Below are 13,230 nucleotides of genomic sequence, written 5' to 3' on the forward strand. Positions count from 1 at the left end.
AGGCGAGGGGACGGGCCCCGGTGGGGACCTCGGGAACCTGAAGCCGGGCGCGGGCGGCCGTCGCCACCTCCGCGCCCGGCGCACCCGTTACGCCGCCTTCGTCGCGGCGAGTTCGGCGTAGCGGGTGTAGAGGATGCTTTCCTCCTTGTGCCAGCGCAGGAACAGCGCGGCCGACAGGCGGCCGAAGTCGCGGGCGTACTCCAAGCCGGAACCGCCGTCCTTGTACTTGTCGAAGAAGCCCAGGATGTCCTTGCTGATCGCCGTCATCTCGGCGGCGAACTGCATCGCCATGCGCTCGGCGTCGGGCCGTCTGGCCGAGGCGGCCAGGAAGGCCGGATAGAAGTCCCGGTCCTCGTGCGCAAGATGTTCGACGAACACCTGCCGGGCGCCGCGCAGCGTCCGCTGCCCCTCCGCCGTGCCGATGCCCAGCACCTTCACGCGGTCGAGAAGCTCCTTCAGCTGGTTGTGCTCGTTCTTCAGGGTGCGAACCAGATCCGACATCGCCGTGCCTCCTTGCTTAATATGTATTTATAATGCATATTATCGGGAGCGGGCTGGTGTGCAAATCCAGCAGAGCCGCTATGCAATCAAAGAGTGCTTTGAAATGGCATAATTCGCCATTTTGGAGATGCCTTGCCGCGTCCAGGGGTTTGGAATGCAGATCACGCGCTACACCGACTACAGCATCCGCGTCCTGGCCTATTGCGCGCTGAAGCGCGACGCACTGGCGACGACACAGGAGATCGCCGACCGCTACGGCGTCTCGGGCAACCATCTGGTCAAGGTGGTGCAGGAGTTGAGCCGGCTCGGCTATCTCGAGGCGGTGCGCGGCAAGGGCGGCGGCATCCGTCTCGCCCGCCCGCCCGAGGCCGTCAACCTCGGAGATCTGGTGCGGCAGATGGAGGACATGGAGCTGGTCGAGTGCTTCGAGGCCGGCAACGCCTGCCGCATCACCGCGGCCTGCCGCCTGAGGGGCATCCTGGGCGAGGCGCTGCGGGCCTTCGTCGGCGTGCTGTCGCGCTACACGCTGGCCGACGTGGTCGCGGCACCGGACGAGATGGCCCGCCTGCTCGACCTTCAAGGCCGTTGCGGGGGATGATGAGGGCGCGTGCGGCGTAGATCCGTCCGCGCCGGGGACGGGCGGCCTCCGGCGGCGTATCCTGGCGCATCCACGCGGGGAATCAACAGGGGGTGCGCCATGGCGACAGCGGCTTCCGACTCCTTCGATTTCGGCGACCTCAAGCGGGCACTCGAGCAGAGCGACGCCGACACGCTGGTCCGGCTCTACGCCGATGACGCCGAGATGGTCATCGTCGACCGCAACCGGCCTCCAAGTTCGCCCATGACGCTGAAGGGGCGCGAGGCCATCGCGGCGTTCTGGCGCGACGTCTGCTCGCGCGACATGTCGCACCGCGTCGGCCACGAAGTCGTCGGGGCGGAGCGCGCCGCCTTCGTTGAGGAGTGCGCGTACCCCGATGGATGCCACGTGATGTCGGCGATGACGCTCGACCTGCGCGGTGGGCGGATCGCCCGGCACCTGACGGTGCAGGCCTGGGACGAGGTGAGTTGCGCCACCGGCTGAACGTTGACGCGAAGCGGCGCTTCCCTGGGCCTGCCACTTGCGATGGTGGTGCTTGCGCGCCCGGTCGCCGGACGGATACGCTGTGTGCGTATGATTCCCGGCGATTGTCAGGAGTTGCGTATGTCCGCCATTGCCCTTCCGGTGCCGCGCCTTCGCTTCCACCGGCTGATCTGGCTGATGCCGGCGGCGTTCGCGCCGCACATCGTCGAGGAGTACGGGACGGGCTTTCCCGACTGGGTCACCCACACGCTCGGCAGTTCGATGACCGGCGGGGCGTTCCTGCTGAACAACGCGGTGTTCATGGCGATCCTGCTCAGCCTGACCGCCTGGGCCGCGTTCCGCCCGTCGCCGCTGTCCGCCTTCGTGCTGCTGTCCTGGGCGAGCGGCAACCTGTTCTGGAACTTCGTGTTCCATCTGGCCACCACGTTCCTGTACGACCGCTTCTCGCCGGGGCTGATGACGGCGGTGCTGCTCTATTTTCCCATCTCGCTCGCGGTCGCTTGGACCGCGCTCGGCGAACGGGTCCTCTCCCGCGCGGCCTTCGCGGGCGCGGTGGCGATCGGCGGGGCGCTCATGCTCGTCGTCATCTGGGCCGGTCTGTTCCAGTTGGCGCACTGACGCCGCAACGAAGAAACCCCTCCCCACGCGGTGCGGGGAGGGGCTTGCAAGTCCTGGCGGATAGGAGAGGGATCCGGGCGCCGGGATAGCGTGCGCCCAGGCCTCAACCGAACTTGTAACTTATGCCGTATCCGCCGCGCGGGTAGTCCCAGGCGATGTTTTGTTTGTCCTGGCAGACCACGCGGCAGGTGCCGCACTCCAGGCAGCCGTCGGTGGCCAGCGTCACCGCGCCCGAGGCGTCGGCGGTGTAGCACGCCGCCGGGCAGCACCAGGTGCACGCCTTGCTGTCGCAGTCGGTGCACACCGTCCGGTCCCTGATCGCGATGTGCGGATGGCTTTCGTCGACGATGTAGCGGTTCTGGTACAGCTTCTCTTCGACCTTGGGTCCAGAGACGGCGGAAATGTGGCTCATCGGAATGCCCTCGCCAGCTTGATCGCGTCGCCAACCAGCCCGAACACGGAGCGCTTCTTCACGAAGGAGCGCAGGATCTCCTTCTCCTTGGTCAGCTTGTCGACGCTGTCCACGGTGAAGAGGTTGTGCGCGGCGGCGTTGAGGAGGTCGGGGTAGGCGCCGAAGAACTGTTTGTTCCCGTGCATGATCCCCGGCAGATCCTTGTACTTCTTCAGGTCCTTCATGACGAAGGAGTCGTCCAGCGCCTTCTTGTAGGCGGCGAGGTTTGCTGCCGTGAACGGCTTGCCCGCCTTCTTGAGCGCGATGATCGTCTCCGCCGCCATGCGCCCCGAGGCCATGGCGAGGTTGGAGCCCTCGCGGTGCGCGGCGTTGTTGAAGTGCGCGGCGTCGCCCGCCACCACCCAGCCGTCGCCGTACAGCTCCGGCACCGCGTTGAAGCCGCCCTCGGGGATCATGTGCGCGGCGTACTCCTTCATCTCCGCGCCCTCGATCAGGGGGGCGATGACGGGGTGGCGCTTCAGGTCCTCCAGCATCTTGTACGGAGGAATCGCGGCCTTCTTGAAGTCGGAGATCAGGCAGCCAATGCCGATCGTCAGCGATTCCTTGTTGGTGTAGAGGAAGGCGGTGCCGACCATCCCCTTGGTCACCTTGCCCATGATCTCGATGACCACGCCTTCCTCGCCCTTCAGGCCGAAGCGCTGGTTGATCAGGTCGGGATCGATGAACAGGATCTCCTTCACCGCCAGTGCGACGTTCTGCGGCTCCAGCTCCTTCTGGAGGCCGGCGCGCTTGGCCAGCAGCGCGTTGACGCCGTCGGCCATCACCACCACGTCAGCGTGGATCTCGCCCCCCACCCGGTCGGTGCGCACGCCGTACACCTTGCCGGACGCGTCGCGCAGCAGCTCGGTCACCGTGGTCTCGCAGATCTGCAGGGCGCCGGCGCCGCGGATCTTCTCGGAGAACCACTTGTCAATGTTGGCCCGGATGATCGTGTAGCGGTTCGGCGTCTCGGTGTTGTAGCCGTCCGAGCGGTAGTTGGTGCCGATGTAGCTGTCGTCGCCCAGCAACCAGATGCGCTGCTCGATGACGTGGCGCTCGGTCGGGCAATCCTCGCGGAAGTCCGGGATGAGCTTCTCCAGCTCCGCGGCGTACATGATGCCGCCCTGGACGTTCTTGGCGCCGGGGTACTCGCCGCGCTCCAGCTGAAGCACGCTCAGGCCGGACTTGGCCAGCGTGTAGGCCGCAGCGTTGCCGGACGGTCCGGCGCCGACGACGATGGCATCGAACTTTTCCACCATGGTCCTGTCCCTCCTCAGCTCGCCAGCCGGTTGACCTGAAGGCGTTTGGCGAAGGCCTCCGTCAGGGCGGGGAGCACCTGCAAGGCGTCGCCGACAATCGCGTGGTGCGCGAAGTCGAAGATCGGCGCTTGTCTGTCGGTGTTGATCGCCAGGATCAGGTCGGCCTTCTCCATGCCCACCCGGTGCTGGATGGCGCCCGAGATGCCGGCGGCGATGTAGAGCTTCGGGCGCACCGTCTTGCCGGTCTGCCCGACCTGGCGGTCGAAGGTTGCCCAGCCGGCCTGCACCAGCGGGCGCGTCACGCCGACCTCGGCGCCCAGCACCTTGGCAAGGTCCCAGACCAGACCGAGGTTCTCCGGCTTGCCCAGGCCCTTGCCGGCGGCGACGATGATGTCGGCGAAGGCGAGCTGCGCCTCGTTCTGCGCGCTGTCGGGGATGAAGCGCAGCACCTTGGTGACGACGTCCTCCTCCGCCAGGGCCGGCGTGATCTCGATCACGCGGCCGACGCGGCTCTCGTCGCGGTCGGGCATCGCCATGACGCGCGGGCGGACGGTCGCCATCTGCGGGCGGAAGGCCAACGTCTGGATGGTGCAGAGCAGCGTGCCGCCGAAGGTCGGCCGGGTGGCGGCGAGGCTGCGGTTCTCGGCGTAGATGTCCAGCTCGGTGCAGTCGGCGGTCAGGCCGGTCTGCAGCGTGGTGGCGATGGCGCCGGCGAGGTCGCGGCCCAGCGTGGTGGCGCCCAGCAGCACGATCTCCGGCTTGTGGGCGTTGACCACCTCGGTCATGACGCGGGCGTACGGCTCGGTGCGGTAGTCGGCCAGGACCGGATCGGTCACCTTGTAGACCACGTCGGCCCCAAAGCCGAACGCCTCGCCGCAGATGCGGTCGAGGTCCGGGCTCTCGGCGCCCAGCACCACGGCGCCGACGTCCGTACCCAGCTTGTCGGCCAGCTTGCGGGCCTCGCCCACCAGCTCCCACGAGACAGAGTGGGCCTGGCCGCGCTCCTGCTCGACGATGACCCAGACGCCCTGGTAGGCCTTGAGGTGCTCGGGCAGCTGGAAGCGGCGGCCCTGCGGCCCCTTGGAGGGTGCTTCGCTCATGTGCGGGTCTCCTTATCGGGCGAGCAGCTCGGAGGCGAGCTTGGGCTGGGCGGCGAAGATGGTGTCGATGGCCGCCGCCGCCTGCGCGGCGGGGCCGTCGCCCTCGATGATGTTGGCCTTCTGGGCGCGCGGCTTCGGCACGAAGACCTTGGAGACCACGGTGGGCGAGCCCTTGAGGCCGACCTTGGTCTCGTCCTCGACGCAGTCGTCCTTGCCCCACTGGCGCAGCGGCGTGCGCGCGGCGCGGAACAGGTCGTCCATGGTGCCGAAGCGGATGGTGTTGGTGCCCTCCAGCATGGTGATCATGCAGGGCAGCGCCGTCTTCAGCACCTGCACGCCGCCTTCGGAGCGGCGATGCACCGTGATCTCGCGCTTTTCCGCGTCCACGTCCTCGATCTTCGCGATGTAGGTGAGCTGCTGGAGGCCCAGGCGCGTGGCGATGCCGGGGCCGACCTGGGCGGTGTCGCCGTCCACCGTCTGCTTGCCGCAGAACACGAGGTCGACCGGGTCCTCCTCGTGCAGCTTCTTGATGGCCGAGGTCAGCGCGTAGGACGTGGCCAGCGTGTCCGAGCCGGCGAACTTGCGGTCGGTCAGCAGCACTGCGGCGTCGGCGCCGAAGGACAGCGCCTTGCGCAGCGAGGCCTCGGCCATCGGCGGGCCCATGGTCAGCACGGTGACCTTGGCGCCGGTGCGGTCCTTGATGCGCAACGCCTCCTCCAGCGAGAAGAGGTCGAAGGGATTGATGATCGCCGGCACACCCTGCCGCATGATGGTGTTGGTCACCGGATGGATGCGGATCTGCGCGCTGTCCGGGACCTGCTTGATACAGACGACGATGTGCATGCCGGTCTCCTGCTGCACCGCGGGAAGTTGCTGGCCGTACGGATAATCGCATTATGGTACCAATTTGCCGTTATGGCAATGGTGCGCGATGCGCCGCGAGGCTCGTACGGCCGTTTTGGGCCGTGCACAGGGTTGAGCAAGGAGCGTGCCAGCGTTTCAGTTTAGCCTTTAAGGCGCTGAAAGAGCTTGGATTCTACGGTTTTAGCGAGCGCCTGCCACTGTGTCGCGTTCATGACATGACGGGTGCTTTGTCGGATTCTAAACAGCGGTGGTAGGACCACTCGGCCCGCCGCGAGGCGCCTTGCTGCTTGATCGAGCGATGGCGCAGGATGGACTGCAGCATCAGCCTGGAGCGGACTATGGACCGGAGCGGGGCATCGCCCGACAGGAAAAATACAGACCTGTGCAAATGGGCGGTGGCTTTTCCGAAGCTCAGCAGGGCGGCTTTGCATGAACCGTCATGCCCGGGCTTGTCCTCATGGGCGCTGAGTTAGCGTCCTGGGCATCGCTCCAGACATTATTTGGCCGTCATCCCCGCGAAGGCGGGGATCCATACGTTCCACAGCCTCTTGCCTTGGGAGTTATGGATCCCCGCCTTCGCGGGGATGACGGTTTGGGACAGTGATCGGTCGCCGAAGCCGGCCGCCAACCGCTAAACTGAGCGCCTATGGGGATAAGCCCGGCCATGACGAATTGGGCGACTGCGGGCGATAAGGGCGCAGCTCAAGACATGAGCGAATCCAGCAACACGAACCGGTCGCTCATCCGCTCGGCCTGCTGCTGGTGGACCTTGAAGGTCTTCTCGGCCACGCCGGTGCTGGCCATGAAGTCGCGATAGGCGCGTTCCAGGTGGGCGCGGTGGCGGGCGGCGAGGTCGGCGTCGTCGGTCAGGCTCTCCAGGCCGGTGTCGGCGGCGAGGTAGTCGTGGAAACGCTGCAGGATGTGCAGGCGGTTCACGTCCACCACGCGGCGCTCGTAGGTCACGCCCAGGAAGGTCAGGAAGTCCTCGGCGCTCTCCAGGTCCTCGAAGTCGTCCTTGAAGCTCATATGTCCAGTCCTTTCACGGGGTCCGCGCCGCAGGCGCGCTGGTCGCAGAGGTCGCCGCACGACGCGCACACCGCCCCGGCGGACGCGGTGTCGGCCATATCCAGCCGGGCCTCCAGGCGGTTGATGTGGTCGATCAGGCAGGCGATGGCCTTGCCGACCGGGTCGGGCATCAGGTGGTGGTCGAGGTCGATGCCGGCGTCCGTCAGGCGCCGCGCCGTCGCCGGGCGCACCACGCGGCCGGGGATGCCGACCACGGTCATGCCGTCCGGCACCTCCTTGGTGACCACCGAGTTGGCGCCGACCCGCGCGTTGCGGCCGACCGTGATGGGGCCGAGGATCTTCGCCCCGGCGCCGACCAGCACGCCGTCCTCCAGCGTCGGGTGGCGCTTCCCCCGGTTCCAGGTGGTGCCGCCCAGGGTGACGCCATGGTAGAGCGTCACGTCGTCGCCGATCTCCGCCGTCTCGCCGATCACCACGCCGGCGCCGTGGTCGATGAAGAAACGCCGGCCGATCCGGGCGCCCGGGTGGATGTCGATGGCCGTCACCGCCCGCGACAGGTAGGACAGGAAGCGCGCCGGCCAGCGCAGGCCCCGCCGCCACAGCGCGTGCGCCAGCCGATGCGCCATCAGCGCGTGGACGCCGGGGTAGCAGGTCAGCACGTCCCAGCCGTTGCGCGCTGCCGGGTCGCGGCCGAACACGCAGGTCACGTCCTCCTTCAGCAGCCGCAGCAGGCCGGGGGCGGGCAGGGGAGTCGTGTCAGCGATGGCCGTCATGCCGGCACCCCCTCCCGGAAGGCGCGCAGCTCGTCGGGAGTCGGCGCGCGCTTGGCGGTGGTGGCGAGGCTGCGCACCCGGGGCAGGATCGCCTGCGCCTCGGCGTCCTCCAGTGTGACGCCCATCTGGGCGTAGGCCAGCTTTACGGCGGCGGTGCCCGAGTGCTTGCCGAGCACGATGCGGTGCTCGCGCCCGACCTCGGCTGGGTCGAAGTTCTGGTAGGTCTGGCGGTCGCGCAGCAGGCCGTCCACATGGATGCCGGCCTCGTGCGTGAACACCGCCGAGCCGACGATCGACTTGTTGACCGCCACCGGCCGGTTCGACGCCGCCTCGACCAGCTGCGAGATCGCGCCGAAGGAGCGGGTGTCGACGCCGGTCTCGCGGCGGTGCAGCACCTTCAGCGCCATCACCACCTCCTCCAGCGGCGCGTTGCCGGCGCGCTCGCCCAGGCCGTTGACCGTGGTGTTGACGTGGGTGGCGCCGCCCTGCACCGCGGCCAGGGAGTTCGCCGTGGCGAGGCCGAGGTCGTCGTGGGAGTGGATCTCGATCTCCAGATCGGTGGCGGCGCGAATGCGGGCGATGGCCGCGTAGGTCTGGAACGGGTCGAGCACGCCCAGCGTGTCGGCGAAGCGGAAGCGCCGGGCGCCGGCGATCTGTGCGGTGATCGCCGCCTGGATCAGGAAGTCCATGTCGGCGCGGGACGAGTCCTCGCCGCCCAGGCTGACGTCCACCCCGGCGTCGCGCGCCATGCGCACCATGCGGTCGATCTGCCCCAGCGCCCAGGTGCGCGAGCGGCGCAGCTTCTTCGTGATGTGGATGTCGGAGACCGGCATGGAGAGGTTGACGAAGTCCACGCCGCAGCTCAGCGCCGCCTCCAGGTCGGTGTCGGTCATCCGGCACCAGACCATCAGTCGCGCGTGCAGGCCGAGCGCGGCGACGGCGCGGATGCCCTCGCGCTCCTCCGCGCCCATGGCGGGGATGCCGATCTCCAGCTCCGGCACGCCGACGTCGTCGAGGGCGCGGGCGATGGCGATCTTCTCGGCGAGCGTGAAGGCGACGCCGGCCGTCTGCTCGCCGTCGCGCAACGTGGTGTCGTTGATGGTGACGAAACCGGGCGTGTGCATCGGTGTCTCCCAGAACGAAGCCCCCTCCCTAACCCTCCCCCGCTGTCGCGGGAGAGGGAACTCCTCCGTTCTGCCCCCTCCACCGCGGCAGCGGGGGAGGGATGGGGAGGGGGCAGCCGCGGTTACGCGTAGGTCGGCGCGAACGCCTTCGGCGCCGCGCCGGCCCCTGCCCAGTAGGGCGACAGGCTGCGCAGCCGCTCGATAATGCCGGGCACCACGGCGATCACCTGGTCGATCTCGGCGTCCGTCGTCTCGCGCGACAGCGAGAAGCGGGTGGCGCCGTGCGCGGCCGTATACGGCACGCCCATCGCCCGCATGACGTGGCTGGGCTCCAGCGAGCCCGACGTGCAGGCGGAGCCCGACGAGGCGGCGATGCCGTGCTCGTTCAGCAGCAGCAGGATCGCCTCGCCCTCGATGTACTCGAAGGCGACGTTGCAGGTGTTGGGCAGGCGGTTGGCCGGGTTGCCGGTGACGAAGCAGTTCGGCACCGCCTCCAGGATCGCCGCCTCCAGCCTGTCGCGGAGCGCCTTCACGCGGGTGTTCTCGTCCTGCATGTGGACCAGCGCCAGCTGCGCCGCCGCCCCCAGGCCGACGATGCCCGGCGCGTTCTCGGTGCCGGCGCGGCGCGAGCGCTCCTGGTGGCCGCCGCGCAGCATCGGGCGGAAGCGCAGGCCGCGCTTGACGTACAGCGCCCCGATGCCCTTCGGCGCGTGCAGCTTGTGGCCGGACAGCGACAGCATGTCGACCGCGCTGTCCGCTAGCTTCATCGAGATCTTGCCGACCGCCTGCACCGCGTCGGTGTGGAACACCGCGCCGACGGCCTTCGCCAGCGTCGCCAGTTCCTCGATGGGGAAGATCGTCCCGGTCTCGTTGTTGGCCCACATGATGGAGACGATGGCGACGTCCTCCGACAGCGCCGCCTTGTAGGCGTCCATGTCGAGGTTGCCCTTGCCGTCCACGCCGATGCGGTGGACGGTGTAGCCGCGCTTCTTCTCCAGGTGCTCGCACAGCGCCAGCACGGCGGGGTGCTCGACCACGCTGGTGACGATGCTCTTCTTCTTCGGGTAGGCCTCCAGCGCGGAGAGGATCGCCGTGTTGTCGCTCTCGGTGCCACCGGAAGTGAAGACGACCTCGCTGTCGTGCGCGGCGCCCAGCAGCGCCTGCACCTGCTGGCGCGCCCACTCGATCTTGCCGCCGACGGCGGCGCCGAAGCCGTGCATGGAGGAGGGGTTGCCGAAGTCCTGGGTGAACAGCGGCAGCATCTCGGCCAGCACTTCCGCGTCGACGCGGGTGGTGGCGTTGTTATCCAGGTAGATCCCCGCCATGGTCACGCCCCCGCCGGCATGAGGGAGGCCGGCTTGACGCGGACGAACTCGCCCAGCTTCTCGACCAGCTTCATCTGCACGCCCATCATGGTGCCGGCCGACTGCGAGCAGCCGGAGCAGGCGCCGGAGAGCCGCACGTAGATGTCCTTGCCGTCGATATCGACCAGCTCGACGTCGCCGCCGTCCTTGCGGATCTGCGGGCGGATCTCCTCGATGGCCATCATGATCGCCTGCATGCGCTGCACGTTGGTCAGCTTCGGCGGCGGGGCGGCTTCCTTCGGCTTCAGCGGCAGGATGGCGTCGAGGCCGACGGTGCCCGGGGCGTGCGCCTTGGCGGGTTTCAAAGCGCCGGTCTTGGCGAGCACCGCCTCCAGCACGTCCTCGATCTTCTCGTGGCAGGTCTGGCAGGAGCCGCCGGCCTTGGTGTAGTGGGTGACCTCCTCCAGCGTGGTCAGGCCGTTGACGGTGACGGCGCGCTCGATCATCGCGGCGTCGATGCCGAAGCACTTGCAGACCAGGTCACCTTCCTCGTGGTCGTCGTCCCACGCCTCGCCCTTGTAGGCGGCGATGGCGGCGCGCAGCGCCTCGGCGCCCATGACCGAGCAGTGCATCTTCTCCGGCGGCAGGCCGCCCAGGTACTCGGCGATGTCGCGGTTGGTGAGCCGGAGGGCCTCATCGACGGTCTTGCCGATGATCATCTCGGTCAGCGCCGAAGAGGAGGCGATGGCCGAGCCGCAGCCGAAGGTCTGGAAACGCGCGTCCTCGATCACGTTGGTGGCCGGGTTCACGTTCATCATCAGCTTCAGCGCGTCGCCGCAGGTGATCGAGCCGACCTCGCCGACCGCGTTGGCGCCGTCGAGCACGCCGGCGTTCTTCGGGTTGAAGAAGTGCTCCTTGACCTTGTCGGTGTAGTTCCACATGGGCGGATGCCTTCTTCAGGGGATCAGTGCGTGGAGGTGCCGCAGGACGACGCGGCCGCCCCAGCCGTTGCCGACGAGCAGGAGCCGCCGACGGAGAAGGACTTGCCGCAGCCGCAGCTGCTGGCCTTCGGGTTGTCGAACGTGAAGCCGGCGCCCTCGATGCCTTCCACGAAGTCGACGACGACGCCGTCGAGCAGCGGGGCGCTGTGGGGATCGACGAAGACGCGCACGCCGCCGAACGCGATCACTTCGTCGTCGTCGGCCGCCTCGGCCTCCAGGCCCATCTGGTACTTCAGCCCGGCACAGCCGCCGTCGGTGACGGCGATGCGCAGCCCCTGCACCATCGATCCGGACTTCGCCAGGACCGTCTCCAACGTGGCCACCGCCGTCTGCGTGAGGGTCACCATGTCTTCGTCTCCTTTCGGCTCGTGAAGCCTGTCTGGGGAGACAAGAAGCATGCGGCGTGCCAAATGGTAAGGCGCTGATATGGAAGGATTGTCAGGTTTTCGGGGGTGGGGGATTCGCGACGATTGTCGGGTTTGCGACAGCGACAATGACGGAACGCTTGCCCCCACCCCTGACCCCTCCCCCGCTTCGCAGGGGAGGGGGAAAAAAGGCACCCTCCCCTGCGAAGCGGGGGAGGCGGGGGTGGGGGCAATGGGTGCGGGAAATGTAAGGAGACGCGGGTGGGGAAGCAGGGTTTCGGCCTGAATCATGCTTCCCCACCCCACCTCCGGGCCCCGGGAGAGACGGGTGAGGCCGGAACGGTTACGCCGCCAGCGGCAGGTTGGTGATGCAGCTCTTCGAGCAGACCTTGGAGCAGCTCTCGCAGCCGACGCAGTTGCCGGCCGTCTTGATGCTCATGACCTTCTTCTCGGCCTCATCGTCGAAGGCGTCGACGATGTCGCCGTCCTCGGTGATGCCGATCAGCTCCAGCACGTCGCGGCCGCAAACCTTGAAGCAGCGGCCGCAGCCGATGCACTGCTTGCGGTCGATGCTCTCGACGAACTTCGGCGTCCAGGCGGCCCCGCCGCGGGTCAGGCCGGTGACGAATGCGCTCATGGTCCTTAGGCTCCTTCTCAAGCGGTCTCGAGCGCCTTCAGCCGGGCGCGCTTCTCGGCCAGCAGCTTGAAGGCTTCATAGGTCTCCTGCGCCACCTCCGGGATGCGCTCCCAGCTCACCGGCAGCTCCTCGGAGAGGTCGTGCAGGTCCATCTTCTTCGCCGTGGCGCGGGCATTCAGCTTCTTGATCTCGTCCTTGAGGGTCGCGGCATCGGTCATGCGGCGGCCCTCACAGCTGCGCCACGTCGGGGTGCTTCTCGACCAGCCCGACCGCCTCGCGGACCAGCTTGCCGCCGTCGGCCGTCAGCTTCTCCAGCGACGGGAAGCCGAAGCGGTGCACGTCGCGCAGGTGCTTCGACACCACCACCAAGCGCCCGGCGATCAGCACGATGCGGCCGAAGCCCTCGTGGCTCATCTTCATCATGGTCGAGGCCATGACACCGGTCAGCTTCTCCACCGTGATGCCGACGGCCTTGTAGAACAGCTCCAGCCGCCACAGCGTGTCCGGGTCGGGGTCGCCGATGATCGGGATCGCCGCGCGGGCCTCCTTGTCGAGGATGAAGGGGGCGAGGATCTGCTCGTCGCTCTTGCCCTCCCAGGCGCCGTAGGTGTCCTCGGCGCGGAACAGCAGGACGAGCGTCTTCAGGAAGGCGCCGTCGATGTCTTCGGCTAGGGTGACGTCGGTCATGGGTCAATCCTCCTCGTCGTCGGCGAAGGCCAGTTCGGGCACCTCGCCCATCGCCTTGCGCAGCCAGGGCGGCGGGTTGCCGTTGATGGTCTCGACCAGGCGGTCGAGCTGGCCGGTGATGGAGGCGGTGGCATCGACCTTCACCGGGTGGATCTTCTTCGCCACGATGCGCGCCGCCGCCGAGGCGCCGATGGCCGAGAGGTAGACGATGGCGCAGTCGCCGATCGCCTCGATCTTCGGGATCAGCTTGTCCTCGTTGCCGTCCTCGAACATCGAGCCGCCGAACTGGCAGGTCTCCACCATGCGGTAGCCGTCCTTGGCCACCTCGTAGATCGCGATGTTCTTGGCCCAGCCGAAATGCGCATCCACGTGCTGCATGTCCTGGGTGCAGAACGCCACCTTCATGGAACCTCCTCTGCCCCCTTGGGGCCCGTTCTCA

18 protein-coding genes are annotated in these 13,230 nt (G+C 67.9%); 3 read left to right on the forward strand and 15 right to left on the reverse strand.

The features are described from left to right. Positions 1-87: 87 nt before the first annotated feature. The gene (locus tag ACRWK7_RS05085) at positions 88-501 is read right to left on the reverse strand and encodes a hemerythrin domain-containing protein (protein WP_431855111.1); all 414 of its coding nucleotides are present in this window, start codon (positions 499-501) and stop codon (positions 88-90) included. 154 nt (positions 502-655) lie between these two features. Here ACRWK7_RS05085 and ACRWK7_RS05090 point away from each other — a divergent pair, with 154 nt between their 5' ends. From ACRWK7_RS05090 to ACRWK7_RS05100, 3 genes are all read left to right on the forward strand, one after another. Then, entirely contained in the window at positions 656-1,099 is a 444-nt protein-coding gene (locus ACRWK7_RS05090) for an Rrf2 family transcriptional regulator (protein ID WP_431855112.1), read from the forward strand. Positions 1,100-1,198: 99 nt separating this feature from the next. After that, positions 1,199-1,582 carry a nuclear transport factor 2 family protein gene (locus ACRWK7_RS05095; protein ID WP_431855113.1) on the forward strand — a complete coding sequence of 128 codons (384 nt, stop codon included), beginning with the start codon at positions 1,199-1,201 and terminating at the stop codon, positions 1,580-1,582. 120 nt (positions 1,583-1,702) lie between these two features. Beyond that, positions 1,703-2,200, forward strand: a complete 498-nt coding sequence (locus ACRWK7_RS05100) for an HXXEE domain-containing protein (RefSeq protein WP_431855114.1) — start codon at positions 1,703-1,705, stop codon at positions 2,198-2,200. 103 nt (positions 2,201-2,303) lie between these two features. Here ACRWK7_RS05100 and ACRWK7_RS05105 read toward each other — a convergent pair whose 3' ends face one another. The 14 genes from ACRWK7_RS05105 to nifX all read right to left on the reverse strand — a co-directional run bounded on the left by ACRWK7_RS05105 (position 2,304) and on the right by nifX (position 13,196). Then, positions 2,304-2,612, reverse strand: coding sequence for a ferredoxin family protein (locus ACRWK7_RS05105; RefSeq protein WP_431855115.1), 309 nt, complete (start codon positions 2,610-2,612; stop codon positions 2,304-2,306). Further along, entirely contained in the window at positions 2,609-3,910 is a 1,302-nt protein-coding gene (locus ACRWK7_RS05110) for an FAD-dependent monooxygenase (protein ID WP_431855116.1), read from the reverse strand. Before ACRWK7_RS05110 ends, ACRWK7_RS05105 begins: the two co-directional genes overlap by 4 nt. Before the next feature lie 14 nt (positions 3,911-3,924). Further along, positions 3,925-5,010 carry an electron transfer flavoprotein subunit alpha/FixB family protein gene (locus tag ACRWK7_RS05115; protein ID WP_431855117.1) on the reverse strand — a complete coding sequence of 362 codons (1,086 nt, stop codon included), beginning with the start codon at positions 5,008-5,010 and terminating at the stop codon, positions 3,925-3,927. A gap of 12 nt (positions 5,011-5,022) precedes the next feature. Then, positions 5,023-5,853 carry an electron transfer flavoprotein subunit beta/FixA family protein gene (locus ACRWK7_RS05120; protein ID WP_431855118.1) on the reverse strand — a complete coding sequence of 277 codons (831 nt, stop codon included), beginning with the start codon at positions 5,851-5,853 and terminating at the stop codon, positions 5,023-5,025. Between the two features lie 723 nt (positions 5,854-6,576). Next, positions 6,577-6,900, reverse strand: a complete 324-nt coding sequence (gene nifW, locus ACRWK7_RS05125; RefSeq protein WP_431855119.1) for a nitrogenase-stabilizing/protective protein NifW — start codon at positions 6,898-6,900, stop codon at positions 6,577-6,579. Next, positions 6,897-7,673 (reverse strand): serine O-acetyltransferase, encoded by a 777-nt coding sequence (gene cysE / locus ACRWK7_RS05130; RefSeq protein ID WP_431855120.1) that lies wholly within the window; start codon positions 7,671-7,673, stop codon positions 6,897-6,899. The genes nifW and cysE overlap by 4 nt, the downstream gene beginning before the upstream one ends. After that, positions 7,670-8,797: a homocitrate synthase gene (gene nifV, locus ACRWK7_RS05135; RefSeq protein WP_431855121.1), complete on the reverse strand. Its 1,128-nt coding sequence runs from the start codon at positions 8,795-8,797 to the stop codon at positions 7,670-7,672. Before nifV ends, cysE begins: the two co-directional genes overlap by 4 nt. A 122-nt stretch (positions 8,798-8,919) precedes the next feature. Then, the gene (gene nifS, locus ACRWK7_RS05140) at positions 8,920-10,122 is read right to left on the reverse strand and encodes a cysteine desulfurase NifS (protein WP_431855122.1); all 1,203 of its coding nucleotides are present in this window, start codon (positions 10,120-10,122) and stop codon (positions 8,920-8,922) included. 2 nt (positions 10,123-10,124) lie between these two features. Further along, entirely contained in the window at positions 10,125-11,042 is a 918-nt protein-coding gene (gene nifU / locus ACRWK7_RS05145; RefSeq protein ID WP_431855123.1) for a Fe-S cluster assembly protein NifU, read from the reverse strand. Between the two features lie 23 nt (positions 11,043-11,065). After that, complete coding sequence (locus ACRWK7_RS05150) at positions 11,066-11,449, reverse strand: HesB/IscA family protein (protein ID WP_431855124.1); 384 nt, start codon at positions 11,447-11,449, stop codon at positions 11,066-11,068. Positions 11,450-11,810: 361 nt separating this feature from the next. Beyond that, the gene (gene fdxB / locus ACRWK7_RS05155; RefSeq protein WP_431855125.1) at positions 11,811-12,104 is read right to left on the reverse strand and encodes a ferredoxin III, nif-specific; all 294 of its coding nucleotides are present in this window, start codon (positions 12,102-12,104) and stop codon (positions 11,811-11,813) included. Positions 12,105-12,121: 17 nt separating this feature from the next. Further along, a complete protein-coding gene (locus ACRWK7_RS05160; protein WP_431855126.1) occupies positions 12,122-12,322 on the reverse strand; it encodes a CCE_0567 family metalloprotein in 201 nt (66 codons plus the stop codon). A 10-nt stretch (positions 12,323-12,332) separates the two neighbouring features. Next, entirely contained in the window at positions 12,333-12,791 is a 459-nt protein-coding gene (locus tag ACRWK7_RS05165) for a NifX-associated nitrogen fixation protein (protein ID WP_431855127.1), read from the reverse strand. Between the two features lie 3 nt (positions 12,792-12,794). After that, positions 12,795-13,196, reverse strand: coding sequence for a nitrogen fixation protein NifX (gene nifX / locus ACRWK7_RS05170; RefSeq protein WP_431855128.1), 402 nt, complete (start codon positions 13,194-13,196; stop codon positions 12,795-12,797). Between the last annotated feature and the right edge of the window lie 34 nt (positions 13,197-13,230).

The sequence above is a fragment of the Azospirillum sp. genome, from assembly GCF_050789165.1.